General features: G+C 37.2%; 17 protein-coding genes. 14 read left to right on the top strand and 3 right to left on the bottom strand.

All coding sequences use genetic code 11. The features are described 5' to 3' along the window. Positions 1-317: 317 nt before the first annotated feature. On the bottom strand, positions 318-1,547 hold the full coding sequence (gene spoVV, locus JCM9157_RS03975; RefSeq protein ID WP_035662405.1) for a dipicolinic acid transporter SpoVV: 1,230 nt from the start codon (positions 1,545-1,547) through the stop codon (positions 318-320). A 123-nt stretch (positions 1,548-1,670) separates the two neighbouring features. On the opposite strand from spoVV, the gene JCM9157_RS03980 reads away from it, so the two are divergent. Next, the gene (locus tag JCM9157_RS03980) at positions 1,671-2,477 is read left to right on the top strand and encodes a patatin-like phospholipase family protein (RefSeq protein ID WP_035662406.1); all 807 of its coding nucleotides are present in this window, start codon (positions 1,671-1,673) and stop codon (positions 2,475-2,477) included. Then, complete coding sequence (locus tag JCM9157_RS03985; protein WP_035662409.1) at positions 2,461-3,498, top strand: SepM family pheromone-processing serine protease; 1,038 nt, start codon at positions 2,461-2,463, stop codon at positions 3,496-3,498. The genes JCM9157_RS03980 and JCM9157_RS03985 overlap by 17 nt, the downstream gene beginning before the upstream one ends. Before the next feature lie 85 nt (positions 3,499-3,583). Here the strand turns inward: JCM9157_RS03985 and JCM9157_RS03990 are convergent, their stop codons facing one another. Next, positions 3,584-4,795 carry a nucleotidyltransferase gene (locus JCM9157_RS03990; RefSeq protein WP_035662411.1) on the bottom strand — a complete coding sequence of 404 codons (1,212 nt, stop codon included), beginning with the start codon at positions 4,793-4,795 and terminating at the stop codon, positions 3,584-3,586. A 206-nt stretch (positions 4,796-5,001) separates the two neighbouring features. Here JCM9157_RS03990 and JCM9157_RS03995 point away from each other — a divergent pair, with 206 nt between their 5' ends. The 4 genes from JCM9157_RS03995 to JCM9157_RS04010 all read left to right on the top strand — a co-directional run bounded on the left by JCM9157_RS03995 (position 5,002) and on the right by JCM9157_RS04010 (position 7,524). After that, positions 5,002-5,520 carry a YceD family protein gene (locus JCM9157_RS03995; RefSeq protein WP_035662413.1) on the top strand — a complete coding sequence of 173 codons (519 nt, stop codon included), beginning with the start codon at positions 5,002-5,004 and terminating at the stop codon, positions 5,518-5,520. Between the two features lie 95 nt (positions 5,521-5,615). Continuing rightward, a complete protein-coding gene (rpmF, locus tag JCM9157_RS04000) occupies positions 5,616-5,789 on the top strand; it encodes a 50S ribosomal protein L32 (RefSeq protein WP_035662415.1) in 174 nt (57 codons plus the stop codon). Positions 5,790-5,966: 177 nt separating this feature from the next. After that, positions 5,967-6,725, top strand: coding sequence for an enoyl-CoA hydratase/isomerase family protein (locus JCM9157_RS04005; RefSeq protein ID WP_035662419.1), 759 nt, complete (start codon positions 5,967-5,969; stop codon positions 6,723-6,725). A gap of 187 nt (positions 6,726-6,912) precedes the next feature. After that, a complete protein-coding gene (locus tag JCM9157_RS04010) occupies positions 6,913-7,524 on the top strand; it encodes an RsfA family transcriptional regulator (RefSeq protein ID WP_035662421.1) in 612 nt (203 codons plus the stop codon). A 59-nt stretch (positions 7,525-7,583) separates the two neighbouring features. Here the strand turns inward: JCM9157_RS04010 and JCM9157_RS04015 are convergent, their stop codons facing one another. Next, positions 7,584-8,120, bottom strand: coding sequence for an N-acetyltransferase (locus JCM9157_RS04015; protein ID WP_035662640.1), 537 nt, complete (start codon positions 8,118-8,120; stop codon positions 7,584-7,586). A gap of 181 nt (positions 8,121-8,301) precedes the next feature. Here JCM9157_RS04015 and JCM9157_RS04020 point away from each other — a divergent pair, with 181 nt between their 5' ends. The 8 genes from JCM9157_RS04020 to JCM9157_RS04055 all read left to right on the top strand — a co-directional run bounded on the left by JCM9157_RS04020 (position 8,302) and on the right by JCM9157_RS04055 (position 17,609). Next, entirely contained in the window at positions 8,302-9,231 is a 930-nt protein-coding gene (locus JCM9157_RS04020; protein WP_035662423.1) for a 2-dehydropantoate 2-reductase, read from the top strand. Next, positions 9,224-9,607: a DUF3397 domain-containing protein gene (locus JCM9157_RS04025; protein ID WP_035662424.1), complete on the top strand. Its 384-nt coding sequence runs from the start codon at positions 9,224-9,226 to the stop codon at positions 9,605-9,607. The genes JCM9157_RS04020 and JCM9157_RS04025 overlap by 8 nt, the downstream gene beginning before the upstream one ends. A 14-nt stretch (positions 9,608-9,621) precedes the next feature. Continuing rightward, on the top strand, positions 9,622-11,307 hold the full coding sequence (gene bshC, locus JCM9157_RS04030) for a bacillithiol biosynthesis cysteine-adding enzyme BshC (protein ID WP_148296803.1): 1,686 nt from the start codon (positions 9,622-9,624) through the stop codon (positions 11,305-11,307). A 152-nt stretch (positions 11,308-11,459) separates the two neighbouring features. Next, positions 11,460-11,891: a division/cell wall cluster transcriptional repressor MraZ gene (mraZ, locus tag JCM9157_RS04035; protein WP_035662429.1), complete on the top strand. Its 432-nt coding sequence runs from the start codon at positions 11,460-11,462 to the stop codon at positions 11,889-11,891. A 129-nt stretch (positions 11,892-12,020) separates the two neighbouring features. Beyond that, a complete protein-coding gene (gene rsmH / locus JCM9157_RS04040) occupies positions 12,021-12,953 on the top strand; it encodes a 16S rRNA (cytosine(1402)-N(4))-methyltransferase RsmH (protein WP_035662431.1) in 933 nt (310 codons plus the stop codon). A gap of 13 nt (positions 12,954-12,966) precedes the next feature. Continuing rightward, positions 12,967-13,323, top strand: a complete 357-nt coding sequence (ftsL, locus tag JCM9157_RS04045) for a cell division protein FtsL (RefSeq protein WP_035662441.1) — start codon at positions 12,967-12,969, stop codon at positions 13,321-13,323. Between the two features lie 89 nt (positions 13,324-13,412). Then, complete coding sequence (locus JCM9157_RS04050) at positions 13,413-15,593, top strand: penicillin-binding transpeptidase domain-containing protein (RefSeq protein WP_035662444.1); 2,181 nt, start codon at positions 13,413-13,415, stop codon at positions 15,591-15,593. 90 nt (positions 15,594-15,683) lie between these two features. Next, positions 15,684-17,609, top strand: coding sequence for a stage V sporulation protein D (locus JCM9157_RS04055; RefSeq protein WP_035662446.1), 1,926 nt, complete (start codon positions 15,684-15,686; stop codon positions 17,607-17,609). Positions 17,610-17,625 lie beyond the last annotated feature (16 nt).

Consider the following 17,625-nt stretch of genomic DNA (forward strand, 5'->3'; position numbering starts at 1 on the left):
ATTCTTTTGGAACATAGAAGAGGCTGGGACATAATTAAAGTGTTTAAATGAGCATACGAACGATGCAGAGCCTTAGCGGAGGAAAGATACATAGACTCCTGCGAGACAAAAGGAAGGCCACTGAAAAAGGTGAGTTTTTCACCTTTTCTCAGTGGCCTCACCATCAGCGCGGGAAGCGAAGTGTATTTCCGGAGCGCTTGCTAGGCTGTAAACATCTTTTCGTTCGTATTTCTCGTTATTAAAACTCTTTTGTCCCAGCTTCTATTTATTACACCTAACACCTATATTTTTAATCAGAACAATAAGGCCGTTTTAAGTTATTTAAGTTGAAGTAACTTTTTTCTAGCCGTTATCGCGATAAATAAGCTAAGCATTAACAATGTAAATAACGGACCATATAGAATAACTATATCCCAAATAGAAGTAAACCAAGTTTGCGACGTCTCACGAACGAAAACTGGAATGGCCCCCCATTCATTACTTGTTGATTGTTGATTCATGTAAACAGGTTCCCAGAGGAGAACTACTAATGTTGCAGCGAAAAAGCCGTGTATAATCCGGGCAATAAAAAAGGGTTTGAATCGGATATCAGTTTCTGCTAAAAGACTTGCAACCTGTCCTTGGATGGAGAAACCACTAAAAGCTAAAATGAAACTAGCCACAATAACTTGTTCAAGTAACCCTACTTTATTTGTTTCACTAGCCATTTGCGCACCAAGGGTCATTTCAAATAAACCAGAAATAAGTGCTGCATTTAATTCGGTTGGTAGGTGGAAAAAAGCTAGTATAAAAGATAATAGAGCCGCTAACAGGGCAACAATACCGACTAAGCTTAATATTTTATTTAATACCGAAAATAAAATAATAAATCCACCAATCATTAATAGTGTTCTTACTGAAGATTGAACAGCGTCTCCTAATAGTTGACCAATAGGGCGCCCATCTTTTAATCTCTCTTTATGAAGTAATTTAAAGGCATCTGTGATACGAGTTTTTTTAGGTTTTTCTTTAAAGTTAATAGGTCCTTCTTCTTCTCTACCGTAAAACCGCATTAGTAAACCAACAAGAATATTGCCGCCATAATGAGCAAGGGCTAAAAGAATCCCTAAAGAAGCGTTGTGAAAAAAACCTACAGCTATTGCTCCAAAAATAAAGAGAGGGTTTGAGGAACTTGTAAACGACACAAGCCGTTCTGCTTCAATTCTAGTCACTTTATTTTCTTGACGTAAGCGGGCTGTTATTTTAGCTCCAGCAGGGTTCCCAGATGCTAACCCCATTGCCCAAACAAAGCCACCTACACCTGGTACACGGAATAATGGCCGCATAAGCGGTTCAAGTAATGCACCAATAAATGTAACAACCCCAAATCCTATTAGTAGTTCAGATACAATAAAGAAAGGTAGTAGCGAAGGGAATACAACGTTCCACCAGATTTCTAACCCTCGCACAGAACCTTCAAGTGCTTCTTGAGGAAAAGCCATTAGCGAGGCAGCTAATAAAATACTCATAAGAGCAAGGATGAGGGTTTTGGTCATTGATAAGCGCATTAGAAAGCGGCCTCCTTTATGTAACGATCGAGGAACATGTCCATAATATAACTATACGTATACAAGCTCATAATAGACCATATCTTTAAATAGTGACGTTAATAATGTGAGGAGAGGATCGTTATGGGGGGCACTCGTCCGAAGATTGGCTTAGCACTTGGGGCAGGTGGAGCACGTGGTTTCGCCCATATTGGGGTGTTAAAGGTTCTAGAAAAAGAAAATATACCTATTGATTACATTGCAGGAAGTAGTATGGGGGCTTTAGTAGGTAGCTTATATGGCGTTGGTCAAAGTCCAGCTAATTTAGAGAAGTTTGCTACTTTATTTAGAAGAAAATATTTTATGGATTTTATTGTCCCAAAACTTGGATTTGTCGCTGGTCATAAAGCCAAGGAAGTTATTAGGATGTTAGCCAAAGGAATGAAATTAGAAGAATTACCTATACCGGTTTCAATTGTCGCAACAGATATTAAAAGCGGAGAAAGGGTTATTTTAGATCATGGAGATGTCGCAACAGCCGTAAGAGCTAGTATTGCCATTCCAGGTATTTTTGTACCGGAAAAAATAGGAGATCGTCTTTTGGTTGATGGAGGCGTTATTGATCGAGTTCCACTTTCAGTTGTTAGACAAATGGGGGCAGATATAACAATTGGTGTCGATGTGTTTTATTTTCAGACAAAGCCTGAGTTGTATACGATTTATGATGTTATCATGCAGAGTATGGATATTATGGCAAAACAAATGGTAAGAGTGCATGAATTTAGTAATTCTGTTATGATTAGCCCTATCGTCAAACAAAAAAGTTCACTAGATTTCTCGGATGTAGAAAGCCTAATACGTCGAGGAGAAGAAGCAACGATGGAAAAAATAGAAGAGATTAAAAGCTGCATTGCTGATTGGAAGGAGAACAAACATGACATCAAGGATTAAGAAGAGATGGATTTTTCTTGTTATTGCATTTCTTTTTCTTCATTTTTATCAACTACCTTACTATTATTCACAACCTGGTGGTGCAAAAGTTTTGGATGAGGTCATTTCAGTAGAAGGTGGTTCCGACGAGGAAAATGGTACGTTTATGTTGACTACTGTTTCAATGGGAAAGGCTAATCTTTTCTTTTATGCTTGGGCTCATCTTAGTCCGTATCGTATTTTGTATCCTGAAGAGCAAATCCGTTATCAAGGGGAGACGGATGAAGATTATCAACATCGACAATTAATGGCAATGTCTGGATCGCAGGAAGTTGCTTCGATTGTTGCATACGAGAAAGCCGGAAGATCAATACAGTATGATTATAAAGGTGTGTTAGTAACTTCTATTATTGAGGGAATGCCTGCTCATGAATTATTGAAAGTGGGTGATCATATACTTGCGGTAGATGGCGTTGAAGTTCTTACAGCAAATCAGCTAATTGAATTTTTACAAGGAAAGAGTGAAGAGGATACGGTAGAGTTATCTGTTTTAAGAGAGAATAATTTAGAACAGGTTGAAATTGGTTTCTCTGCTTTTCCTGAGGAAATGAACGTCGAAGAAGGAAGAGTTGGGATTGGTATTTCTGCACCAATAACTGATCGTGAGGTTACATTCGACCCTCCCGTTAATATAGATACGAGTCAAATAGGAGGACCGTCAGCAGGATTGATGTTCTCACTAGAAATGTATAATCAGCTAACAGAAAGCGATATAACAAAGGGATATGACATTGCAGGAACCGGGACGATAAACGAAGAGGGAATTGTAGGTAGGATTGGTGGAGCAAGTCAGAAAGTAGTTGCCGCTGATAAGGCTGGAGCAGACTATTTCTTTGCTCCTAATGAGGGTGGTATAGAAGGTTCAAACTACCAAGAAGCTTTAGAAGCAGCGGAAGATATCGGAACTAAAATGAAAGTCATTCCAATAGATCATTTTGATGATGCAATAGCGTTTCTGGAATCACTAGAAAGAAAAAATTAAATAATTCTAGTTAAGTAAGCGAGCTACGAATTAAAGTGTAGCTCGTTTACTTTTTTTATAGGACTAGTGTGTTTTGAATTAGGGACTAGTAGATAATCGGTGACCTTGAGAACTCTTGCCTCATCTCATGTAACTGGTGTTTTTTTTGAAGTGGACTTAAATAAACATTTGTTATCCGTTCCTCGATTTGTGCTTGAATTCCTTCGGCTTTTGCAAATTTGGTGATGAGAGGAGTTTCTCGATGTTGTTTCGTTTTTTTTATGAAAGTTTGTCCGTTTCTCGTCATCCCTAAAAGCCTAATGTAAGAAGGTTTTACAAAGGCACATGCTTCTTCCATCTCGACTTTTGAAGTGTTTGTTAATATATGAGTGGCTAAACGTTGTAGACGAGTCCATGTGTAGCGTTTTGTCTTGAACTCTTGCATCCATTCAGCAAAAGAAGATGCTTTTTTAATCGTTTCATAAACTCGGTATTCAAGTCCTTCTTCACATTCGTAAATCTCCCGTAACTGTTCTCTATTTGTTGAGAGAACTTTGTATTGGAGTAAGTCGAAATAGTGTTCCCAAGTATGTAGGGTTAAATAATTTCTTTTATAGGTAGCTAAAAGATTAAAGGTTTGTTTAGGAACAACATGTTCAATCTGTTGTAAATCTGTTTCTGCTATTGCTTTGCGTATACTTGTAGCACTAGCAATTGGATGAGGCGAGATCGTTGACTCATGGTAATGAGCTTGACGCCGAAGGGTCGTGGTAGCTTGAATGGCAGATCTTTGTTCTTTAATTGCTTTTACGTAATGATAGCCAAGAATGTTGTTTGGTTCTGAGAGTTGTAACACGTTAGAGTCTGTTTGAAGTTTACTGAAAGCTGAACTAGTGGCACGAGGATAACTGTACCCCAATTTAGTAAACTCTTTAACTAGTTTGTTAAATTCAGTTTGATGTTGGTTCATAAACGATACTAATTGTTTAAAAGCCAGTATATCGCCGGATTCACTACCAAAATTCACATAGTCACAACCGATGGCATCTAATATTGCGATTGCTCCGTTCGCAAACGTTTCTGCTTTTTGGGTAGAATAAATATAAGGGAGTTCAAGAACTAAATCAACTCCATTTGCAAGTGCCATTTCTGTACGGGACCATTTAGAAACGATAGCAGGCTCTCCACGTTGTAAAAAAGAAGAGCTCATGACAACAATGACTACATCGGCACCTGTTATTTCTTTAGCTTGTTCTACTTGGTACAAATGCCCATTATGAAAAGGATTGTACTCAACTACAATTCCAACGGCTTTCAACCTTCCTCACCTTCTTTCTTTTTAGTTAATTGTTCTTTTGCTTTACTTTACTCTTCTTTTTTGTCATGCTACAATAAACGTCATGCTTTAAACAAGTATTACCCCGTTTTACAAAAAGTATAGACCATTTAGTGTAAAGAAAAAAGGTTGACATTCATTTGGTGTAGAGCTATACTTAATTTTGTTGTCTTAGAGGTGATCAGAAAATGAAATGGTCATTACAGCAATTATCAGTTGCCAAACATAAACCATTTACATTCGAAGAAACAATTGATTTGTCTAGCGTAATGAAGTTAAACACAGAAATTAGGTCTGTTTCTCCAATTTCAGTAAAAGGAGAAGTCGTGTATACTGGCTCGTTGATAACTTTCAAGCTAGATATCGACGGAGAGTTAATTCTTCCTTGTTCGAGAACTCTTGCGGACGTGAAGTTCCCGATTGATATTCACGAGACGATCTACTTTCATCCAGAAGATGTTTATGTTACTGCTAGTGTAGATCCTGATGACATTCACTTTTTTGAGGGAGATGTAATTGAACTACTTCCTGCGATAGAAGAGTTAGTGTTGTTAGAGATTCCAATTTCGATTTTTGCTGACGAAGATGTCGAGGGACCTGCTCCGAAATCAGGTAAAGATTGGGAATTGTTCAAGAAAGAAGAACAAAATAATAGGATTGATCCAAGACTAGCGGATCTAGCCAAGTTTTTTGAGAAGAAGGAATAGGAAAGTCGAAGCACCGGCAAAACGTTCGGGCCTTCATTTCATATAACCAACTAAATAAAGGTTGGAACGATTAGATTTTTAAGGAGGTGGGAATGATGGCAGTACCTTTTAGAAGAACATCTAAAACTCGCAAAAATAAGCGTCGTACTCACTACAAGTTAGCAGTACCTGGTATGGTTAAATGTCCTGAGTGTGGAGAAATGAAGCTAAGCCACCGTATTTGTAAAGAGTGTGGCTCTTACAAAGGCCAAGATGTGGTTAGCAAGTAATAAATAGGTTAAAAAAGACGAAGAGATTCTTCGTCTTTTTTTTATGCCTTCATTTACCTGTGTGCAAAGGTATTGGGAATGATTGATATTTGCCCCTGTTTATCTGAGAAACAGGAGAGGTGAGAATAAATGTCGAAAAAATATATATAAGGTTATGTCGAAAAGGGGAGCTTACATATGAAAAACGTATTAATTGAACAGGAAAAAAACGGTGCAACATGGATTGTAATTAATAGAGAAAATAAAAGGAATGCCATTAATTTTGAAGTGATTGAAGAGCTAAACATAGCTTTAACGAAAGCGGAGAATGATAATAGTGGGATTGTTATCATAACTGGAGCGGGTGATCGAGCCTTTTGTTCAGGAGGAGATCTAGAGTGTTTTCGTGATTTGAAAACAAAGGAAGAGGCAAGTGGCATGCTTACGCAAATGGGAAATATTTTAGAACGTCTCATGTTTTTTCCTAAAATAACAGTAGCTGCTCTTAATGGTACGGCTGTTGGAGGAGGTTGCGAGCTATCGATGGCTTGTGACTTCAGAGTGGCTGCGCCCCATGTGAAGATGGGATTTGTCCAGGGGAAATTAGGTATTACTACAGGTTGGGGAGGAGGAACCATTCTTCTTCAAAAAATAGCTAAAGTCCGAGCTATGGAAATGTTATTGTCAGCAAATATTTATTCAATCGACACTTTAGTAGAAATAGGTGTAGTGAACAAAATCATTAACGACCCTTTTCATGAAGGGGTTATGGGATGGATTTCTTCTTTCATTGATAATGTTGAGGTACAAAAATCATATAAAGCAAGGCTATTAGACAATGTCGACCGTCAATTAATTTCTCAAAATATGAAAAGAGAAATTGAACAATGTGCAAGTCTATGGGAAAGTGATGCTCATCATGAGGCAGTGGAACGATTTTTAAAGGGACCGAAGTAAATTAGTGAATAGATAGCAAGGTTTTCGGTAATAATTGATTATTAGACTAGTGTCATTAATGAAACAAGATTGAAAAATTTAAAGTCTAGTGATTTAAGCAGATTAATCTGTTTTTGTAAAAATAATAAGTCTTTTAACTCTACTAGATGCATAGTTATAAGCAAATAAAACTTTAAGGAGGGATTCTATGACAACGATTCGCCAGGATGCATGGAGTACAGATGAAGATTTAATACTAGCTGAAGTAGTGCTAAGACATATAAGAGAAGGTAGCACACAGCTCTCAGCATTTGAAGAAGTAGGAGAGCGACTGTCTAGAACAAGTGCTGCTTGTGGTTTTAGGTGGAATTCAGCAATTAGAAAGAAATATGAGTCAGCAATAGCATTAGCGAAAAAACAACGTTCTAAAGGGAAAAAAATACAGCTCGAACAGGATGAATGGACCGTGGAAACGAGTAAAGAGTTGATAGAACCTGTTGCGAATAAGCTGGAAACGGAAGAACCTAAGAAACTTAAAGAAGAACGTAGAGAAGAACCAAAAGAAGTTGTAACAAACAATGATCAATCTTTAACAATGGAAATGGTTCTATCCTTTTTAGAAGAATATCATGAAAATACAAAAACGCACATACCAAGAGAAGAACTAGAATTACTTAGAAATGAAAATGATCAACTACGCCAGGAACTTGAGAAAATAAAACAAGAAAAGAAAGTAATGACAGAAGATTATCGTGCTCTTCTTTCAATTATGGATCGTGCTAGAAAATTATCGATCTATGAGACTGTTCAAGAAACGTAATCCAGATTGAAAAGGTAAAAAGAACCTGCTATCAACTACATAGCAGGTTCTTTTCAATTTTAATCTTCGTCTTTTTCATGTTTAGCTTGCTCAGTTGCTTCCACATTGATTGGCTCTTGTCCTGAACTTTGCTCATGAACTCCAGCTGGGTACCAAACAAACGGACTTTCGCCGCGGTCTCTTGAAGCATCGTAAGTTGCTGCTTCAAAACCCATATGATTCCAGAATTCACTAGATCCTTGCCTAGCATTTGTTTTTATTGGAAGTTCAAATGACTTGGCGAAGTTAACTAATGCTTCTCCATACCCTTGTTTTCGGTAAGGCTCCAGAACTTCTAATTTCCAAAGCTCTAAATAATCTTGAGGTGGATCAAAGTAACGGTCAAATTTTCCGGCGATTCGATATAAGCTCATACGGGCAACAAGTTTTTTACCGTAGTAAATACCGTAAAAAGGTGATTCACTATCATTTTCGATGATATTAGCTTCAAGATCGCCCTTCATTGAAAGTTCGGCAGATCCGAATTCACGAAAATTCTTAAATTCTTCTAATGTTTTATAATTTACAAGTAAACGCTTAACTTTATAGTCGTTCATCATAAAAACCCCTTTCACAATATAATTCACCTACTTATTTTACTACAAATTTGATTGTAAGCGTTTAGTTTCGTCAAAAAAAATAATGAAAGTAAAAAAATAACCTTAATCTTCAGGAAAAAATATTAGTTATTGAAGATAATGTGGTACAATTTTCATAAAAAATTAAGGAGTGTTACTTGTGAGGATTGCTGTGGTAGGGTCTGGTTCAATCGGAATGCTAGTAACATTCTATTTGTCTAAGAGTGGACATGAGGTTATATTACTAACGAATCGTAAGCAACAAGAAAAATCGGTTAATGAAAACAGCCTTAATTTACTCAGAAATGATCAAAAATATAATAGTAGCAAAGTGTATGCCCATACTATCCATAAAATAGAAAATATTGAACCAATTGATCTATTAATTATAACTGTAAAAGCTTATCAGGTAGATGAGGTGTTAGCTCATTTAGAAAATAGACAAGTTCATGTTAAAGCAATACTGTTTATGCAAAATGGAATGTCGCATGTTGAAAACATCTCATATTTAGGTTTTTCAGAGGTTGCTGTGGCTGTTATAGAGCATGGTGCGGTTAGAATAAATGACTTTACCGTTCACCATACAGGGATTGGACAACTTAAATGGTCCTACATTCGAGAAGGAGACCAGGTTATTAAAGATGTTTTTAAAACTGTTTCAAGTGTGCACTTCAACATTTCTTATAGTAGAGAGTGGAGACAAATGTTAGAGGATAAATTAATCGTCAATGCTTGTATTAATCCGTTAACGGCTCTTTTTCTTTTGAAAAATGGAGAGTTACTTAATAATACTCATTATCAACAAATGATGAAAAGGGTATTTCAGGAGGTTTCTACTGTTCTGGAAATTAAAACAGAAAAACAAGCCGATTATTGGGGATATGTTAAAGATATATGTCTCAAAACCGCAGATAATCATTCTTCTATGGTGATGGATATTAAGCATAGAAGAAAAACAGAAATAGATAGTATTATCGGATATTTAATTCGCCGTGCTGAAAAAAAACAAACACAAGTTGCTATCTTACCTTTTTTATTAGAGGGGATACGAGCGAAGGAAGCGCAAATGGGGGTACTAGAAAATGGGTGATATAGTTGCTTGGGTGATTGCCACGATTGTAACCATTCCTTTAATAGGGTGGTATATCATTTACATTACAACGGTAAAGATATCAAAAAATAAATCTAAATCTATTCGATTAGCATCAGATTGGACAACGGTCTTATTTATGGCTGCTGTCTATTTTATTATGGTAGAGTTGTGGGAGAAATCTTTTTTTTGGATCATTTTAGCTTTGTTTTTCTTTATTGCTATTCTGTTTACTTGGATACATTGGAAATTATCTGGGGATATTGAAACGTCAAAATTGTTCAGAGGAATTTGGCGATTTAATTTTCTGTTGTTTTTTGTTGTCTATCTTTTATTATTCAGTTATGGATTATTGTCAAGAATATTCTTTTCATAAGCAAGTCGTAACAGTTGGAACATAACATCATACTTTGCTATGATGAAGAAGAATTTAGTTTTACGAAGGGGACGTCTAAAGATATGGAAGTGAAGGAGATTAACCTAGTAGGTAACAATGGTTTTCTGTATGACTATACAAATGGCATTCAAACATGTAATCAATTTTTTGATTATACATATACCGACGAATTAAAATATAAAGCTAGACTAGACCATCTTAATACACGCATCTTTCATCGAGCTGAATTGGCGGATTATTTTGAACAAATTCATTCCACTCTTACTTATGCGAAAGAAGCTAGCATTCAGATAGAGAAACTTAGACAACTTAATTCTGTTGTAGTAGTGGGGGGGCAACAAGCTGGTTTATTAACTGGGCCACTATATACAGTTTATAAGGCGATGTCCATCATTCTCTTAGCAAAACAACAAGAAGAAGAGTTGAACATACCAGTTGTACCGATCTTCTGGGTTGCAGGAGAAGATCATGATTTAGATGAAATTCGTTATGTGTATATTGAGCGAAATACGAACTGGAAAAAACATATGTACCATGAACCTGCTGTTAGCTCTGCTTCGAATATTAAGTTAAATCATGAAGAAATGAGAAAGTGGCTAAAAGGAGTTTATGCTTCTTTACCTGAGACTTCACATACAAATACATTGATAGATAAAGTAAATGTGATTGTCGAGCAGGCTAAAACGATTACAGACTTTTTTAAACGTATGATGAATTGGTTCTTTGGTTGTGAAGGTTTATTACTGCTAGATGCTCATGATCCTGAGATTAGAAAATTAGAGATACCCTTTTTTAAAGAGTTGATTAATAATGTCGAGCATGTACAAGAATTTCAACAGCAAGGTGCTCGCGCTTTTGCTAATTGTGGATATGGTGAGCCAGTTGTAACGGAGAGAGAAAATGCTCATTTATTTTTGGAAGTTAAAGATGAGCGAAGACGATTAGACTTCCAAGAAGGTCATTTTCTTGTCCGAGGAACTGATATGGTTTACTCGAAAGAACAACTTCTTCAATTACTCGAGGCGCACCCGGAGAGATTTAGTAATAATGTTGTGACTAGACCTTTAATGCAGGAGTGGTTATTGCCTGTACTAGCTTTTGTATCTGGTCCAGGAGAAATTAAGTACTGGGCAACAATTAAAGAAGTGTTTAATCATTTTCATTTTAAAATGCCACCTGTTATCCCTAGAATACAAATGACTGTTGTACCATCACGTGTGAATAAGTGGTTAAAGGAATTAAACTACGATATTTTACCTTTTATGAATGGTGAAATGAAATCGTTAAGGGATTCCTGGCTGGAGGAGATTACTCCTTATCCGATTGAAGACGTGATCAGTAAAGTAAAACAAGATATTGAATATCACCATGCTCCTCTCAGACAACTAGCAGAAGAAATGGATCCTACATTAAGAGAGTTGAGTGAGAAAAATTTAGTTATTTTAAATAATCAGATAGAATTTATGGAAAGAAAAATGAAAAATTTTCATCGACAAAAACATGAACAGACTCTTTCAAAATTTACTGAATCAGGTCGGTGGTTGGCTCCGTTGAATCGACCTCAGGAAAGAGTTTTTCATCCAATATTGTTGATGAATGTCATCGGTGAAGTTGATTTAAAGCGATTATTGTCAACTGAGATGTCGTTAAACGACACACACAAAATTGTTTATTTGTAAATTCGTGTAAAGTCATTCCGTCGAATTGTGGATAAAAAAAACCTGCCTTAGGGCAGGTTTTTTTTGTTGTGGATAAATTGAAAATTTATTGTGGTGTAAAGTGGTGGATTGTGGTAACTTAAGGGTAGTAAGTGGGGGGAGATGGGTAAGCGATGTTTATGGGTGAATATCGCCATAACGCAGATGAGAAAGGTAGAATGATTGTTCCGGCTAAGTTTCGGGATAATTTAGGCTCGTCTTTTGTTGTGACCCGAGGCCTTGACCGCTGTTTATTTGTTTATCCACAGGAAGAGTGGAAGAAGTTAGAGGATCAACTTAAAAATCTCCCTTTTACAAAAAAAGATGCCAGAGCTTTTACTCGTTTCTTCTTTTCGGGTGCTACTGAATGCGAACTTGATAAACAGGGGAGAGTAAATATAGCCTCTCCACTGAGGGAGTATGCTCAAATTGATAAGGAATGTGTTGTTATTGGTGTATCAAACCGTGTGGAGATTTGGAGTAAGGCCATTTGGGAAGAGTACTTTGCAGAATCGGAAGACTCTTTTAGTGAAATAGCTGAAAATATCGTTGATTTTGATTTATAAAGATTAAGCTGTGGATAATTTCCATTCTCTTAAGTTTAAGGTAAGAGAAGCAAAGGTTGGTCGTGAACTAGATAGGATAGTCAATTATCGCTAATTAGTTCTGCAACAAAGATTGTGGAGGGTGTAATTATGTTTCATCATGTAACGGTACTTAAAAAAGAGTCAGTGGAAGGGTTAAACATTAAACCGGACGGTATTTATGTTGATTGTACCTTGGGTGGAGCTGGACATTCATCTCTAATTGCTTCGCTGTTAGGAGAAACAGGGCATTTATATGCTTTTGATCAAGATGATAAAGCTTTAGCTCATGCAAAAGAACGACTCCAACCTTATGAAGATAAAGTAAGTTTTATTCGAAGTAATTTTAGATTTTTAAAAGAGGAACTAGAAAAGGTGGGAGTTACCGAAGTTGATGGGTTCTTATTTGATCTTGGTGTCTCAAGTCCCCAGTTAGATGAAGCGGAGAGAGGATTTAGTTATCATCAAGACGCGGCCCTTGATATGCGAATGGATCAAACAGCCGAGTTAACCGCATATACAGTAGTCAATGACTGGCCTTTTGCTAAGTTAGTTTCTATCATTTCTCGTTATGGGGAAGAAAAGTTCGCTAAACAAATCGCAAGAAAAATTGAGGCGCATCGTGAAAAGAAACGAATCGAGACCACTGGAGAATTGGTAGAAATCATTAAGGAAGCTATCCCTGCTCCGGCCAGAAGAACTGGTGGACATCCAGCAAAACGGACGTTCCAAGCTATAAGAATAGCTGTTAACGATGAATTAGGGGCTTTTGAGGATGCGTTAGAAGATGCGATAACAATGCTTAAAAAAGGCGGTCGTATTTCAGTAATCACTTTTCACTCTTTAGAAGATAGATTATGTAAAGAAGTATTTAAAGAAAAAAGCAAAGGACCTGATTTGCCACCTGGTTTGCCCGTGATACCAGAAGGTTATGAACCGATTCTGAAGTTAATTACAAGAAAACCTATTATCCCTTCTGAATTTGAGTTAGAAGAAAATAATCGTGCTAGGTCAGCGAAACTAAGAGTAGCAGAGAAGAATTAAAGGAGGTATTTACATGAGTATGGTAGCTCAAAGAGTTCAAGAACAAGAACAGCATAATAAACAACAACCTGAAAAACGTATTCGCCAAGTTAGAAACACGATCACCCTTGGAGAAAAAATGATTGGAGGTATGGTCGTTTTATTTTCAATCATATTCTTATGCCTAACAGTTAATAATTATGCTACAATTTATAGTATGAATCGAGAAGTTGTTCAATTACAGGGGACAGTTCATCAACAAACTCAGATAAATGAGGGACTTAATTTACAAGTGGTAGAGTTAAGTGCCCCTGATCGTATATTACATATTGCTTCTGAGAAGCTAGGAATGTCACTTGATGATAATAAGGTGAAGGTTGTTCAAAACTAGTTCATGTTGAGCTAGTTTTTTCAGCTAGTAAGCATAGTTGTCTTGGTTGGCTTACCACCTGCACATACGTAGTAAAGAGGTGAAAGTAAGTGGAGATAAAAAGATCTGTTACAAATAAACGAGCTGTTTTATTATTAGGAATTGTCATCATATTGTTTAGTGTTTTGCTAGGTAGAATTGTTTATATTCAAACAACAAAGGAAGTAAACGGTCAAGATTTACAAGTTTTAGCTCAAGAAAGATGGACAAGGTCTGAGGTTATAGAGGGAATAAGAGGGACCATTTATGACAGATCAGGTAGTGCCTTGGCCCAGGAGTTAAAATCTTACACAGTTTTTGCTGTTCTTGATCAGACTCAGACTAATTTTGTAGACGATGTAGAGGAAACAGCCGTCAAGTTAGCTCCTCTCATTAATATGCCTGAAGAACAGTTAAGAAAAGCCTTACTTACTGGACAAGAAGAAGGGAAATTTCAAATAGAGCTTGGATCTGGAGCGAGAAATTTAACTCATGAACAGGCAACTGATATAAGAAACTTACAGTTAAGGGGCATACATTTCCGTGATGAACCAAGACGTTATTATCCTAAGCAAACATATGCTTCTCATGTTATTGGTTATACAGAGCGAGATATGGGAGAAGCGCGTATGGGGCTTGAACGTAGTTTAAATGATCTGTTAACAGCAGAAAATGGACTTTTGCATTATCAGAGTGATCGAAGAGGAATTCCTTTACCGAATCCAAATCAGCATATCACACCAGCTAAAAATGGACATGATGTCTACTTAACACTAGACTCCAATATTCAAACAGCTTTAGAACAGGTAATGACACAAGTTGAAATGGAATTTGAACCAGAAAAGATGATTGCCATTGTAGCGGACCCTAAAACAGGCGAAATTTTGGCCATGAGCAATCGGCCAAGTTTTAATCCTAATCAATATGAGCAAATTACAAACTACTTGAATTTTGCTATATCTGATCGGTTTGAGCCTGGTTCAACGATGAAAATCTTTACAGTTGCAGCAGCAATAGAAGAAGGCGTTTATAATGGTCAGGAACATTATAGATCTGGTTCGATTGAGATAGCTGACCGAACAATTAGAGACCACAATGATGCAAGAGGCTGGGGAGAGATTACTTATGATGAAGGTTTTTTAAGATCTTCTAATGTAGCGATGTCAAAGCTAGCACTTGAAAAATTAGGTGTAGAGAAACTATATGACTATCTGCATCGTTTTGGGTTTGATAGTGTTACAGGAATTGACCTTCCAAACGAAGCGAATAGTTTACTGGCGCGTAATGGCAGAATAGATGCAGCAACAACTGCATTTGGCCAAGGTTCAGCAGTAACGCCGATTCAGCAAATTCAAGCAGCAACCGCTATTGCGAATGATGGAAAAATGATGAAGCCATACATTGTAGATCGAATTGTAGACAAAGAAACAAATAAAGTAATTTCAAAAAATGAGCCGGAAGTGGTTGGGGAGCCAATTTCGAAACAAACGGCAGAACAAGTTAAGGATTTATTAGAGCAAGTGGTTACTTCTTCAGCAGGAACAGGAACTCCATATTACATTGAAGGATTTGATGTAGCAGGTAAGACAGGTACTGCTCAAATTAGAGATCCAAATGCTCCAGGTTATCTACAGGGGCATGGTAAAAATATATTCTCCTTCTTAGGAATGGCGCCAAAAGAAGATCCGCGATTAGTTGTTTATGTGGCAGTTGAAAGACCTAAAATTGATTTAACCGAAACAGGGTCTATTCCAACGTCAATGATATTCAACACCATTATGAAACATAGCTTGCAATATTTAAATATTTCTCCTAATGCTGAAAACAAAATGACCAATGTGGAAAAACAATTTGAAACAAAAGATTATGCAAAAACAACCATAGCCAAAGTTAAAGATGACCTAAATGGTAAAGAGATTGAATTAGTGCTGTTAGGGGATGGAGATAAAATAGAGGCACAACAACCTCAAGCGGGAAGAGCATTACTTCCAGGCGAGCGTTTGTTTATTAGAACAAATAGTGAATCCTATAAGATGCCTGACCTAACAGGTTGGTCTAACCGTGACGTAAGAAGGTTTGCTCAAGTTTTAGAACTTTCTCCAACATTTTTTGGGAATGGATACGTAAAAACTCAAAGTATTGATCCGGGGACGAAAATAGAAAAAGGAGATTATTTAATAATAGAACTTGAGATGACTGAATCGACGGAAGAAGTAAAAATAGACGAGGAAATAGAACAAACAGTTGAATAGTTGATACCATAGGCTCGCACTTAGTTCTAACCTTTAGCGTACAAGCATACGTTTAAACATGTTGACAAATGTTTGTAGGAGGTATAGACGGTGCGAGTTTCTAATGTAACGGTAAGAAAAAGGCTTATTCTTGTATTGTTTTTTGGACTTGCTATGTTCTTAATCATTGCCCTCAGGTTGGGTTATGTTCAATTTGCGTTAGGAGACTGGTTAACGGATAGAGCAGAGGATTCTTGGAGTCGTGATGTTCCGTTTGAAGCGAAAAGAGGAGAGATTAGAGATCGTAATGACGTGGTTCTAGCTACCAATGTTAGTGCTCCTTCGATTTTAGTCGTTCCCCGTCAAGTGAAAGATCCAGTAGATACTGCAGAAAGATTAGCACAAGTACTAAATATGGACCGAAAAAAAGCATATGAATTCGTCACTAAAAACTCTTCCATTGTTCGAATCAATCCTGAAGGCAGAAAGGTAACGAAAGAGAAAGCAAGTGAAGTTAGAGAGCTACGTTTACCAGGAGTGTATATTGCCGAAGATAGTAAAAGACATTATCCATTTGGAAGTTATTTATCCCATGTACTAGGATTTGCCGGTATAGATAATCAAGGCTTAACGGGCCTTGAGCTCTACTATGATGACCATTTAAAAGGTGAAAGTGGACATGTTTCGTTTTTCTCTACGGCTAAAGGGAATCGAATGCCAAACTTAGCTGATGAATATACTGCTCCGCGAAATGGTTTGGATTTAAGGTTGACGATTGATAGTCGAGTGCAAACGATTATTGAACGTGAACTAGATATCGCTGAAGCTACTTATAATCCTGACGGTGCCATTGCTATTGCTATGAATCCGAATACGGGAGAAGTTCTTGGGATGAGTAGCAGACCACATTACAACCCTGAAAATTTTAGAAATGTTCCACCTGAAATTTATAATCAAAATAAACCAGTATGGATGCAGTATGAACCAGGGTCAACCTTTAAAATTATTACTCTTGCTGCTGCTCTAGAAGAAGGAGAAGTAGATCTTGAAAAAGATACTTTTAATGACCCAGGCTACATTGAGGTAGCTGGTAGAAATTTAAGGTGTTGGAAAAAAGGTGGGCATGGTCATCAAACATTCTTAGAAGTTGTACAAAATTCTTGTAATCCAGGCTTTGTTGTCTTAGGTGAAAGGTTAGGTAAAGATCGTCTTTTTGACTACATCGAAGATTTTGGATTTGGGAAAAAAACGGGAATAGATTTACAAGGTGAGGGGACAGGAATTCTCTTTAATCGAGATAGAGTTGGTCCTCTTGAACAAGCGACAACAGCTTTTGGTCAAGGGGTTGCAGTAACGCCAATTCAGCAGGTAGCGGCTGTTAGTGCAGCGATCAACGGAGGCTATCTGTATCAACCATACTTAGCGAAAGAATGGGTTGATCCTCTTACAGGTGAAGTGGTTGAAAGGCAGTCTTCTATTTTGAAAAGAAGAGTAGTTTCTGAAGAAACGTCTAAAGAAGTTCGCTTTGCGCTTGAACATGTTGTTGCACTCGGATCTGGTAAAGGTGCTTACATTGATGGTTATCGTGTTGGGGGAAAAACAGGGACAGCTCAGAAAGCGAAAGATGGTCGTTATCTTGAAAATAACCATATTGTATCCTTTATTGGCTTTGCACCTGCTGATGATCCTCAGATTGTGGTATATGTGGCGATTGATAACCCGAAAAACACGGTTCAATTTGGTGGTGTAGTTGCTGCTCCGATAGTAGGCAATATTATTGGAGATAGCTTATTGGCGCTCGGTGTTGAAAAAAGAGATGGGCAGATTGAAAAAGAATTAACGTGGTCTGATGAGCCATTAATTGAGGTGCCAGATTTAGTCGGGAGAACGATGCGTGAGATCCACGAATCGTATTATGAACTTAAAGTAGAACTTGATGGCGAAGGTAAACATGTTCTTGCTCAATCTCCTGAACCTGGTGTAAAAGTGACGCAAGGTTCTACAATTCGTCTTTATATGGGTGACAAATCCGATTAGAACGTCTAAAATAATG

The sequence above is a fragment of the Halalkalibacter akibai JCM 9157 genome, assembly GCF_000513135.1.
GTDB lineage: Bacteria > Bacillota > Bacilli > Bacillales > Bacillaceae_D > Halalkalibacter > Halalkalibacter akibai.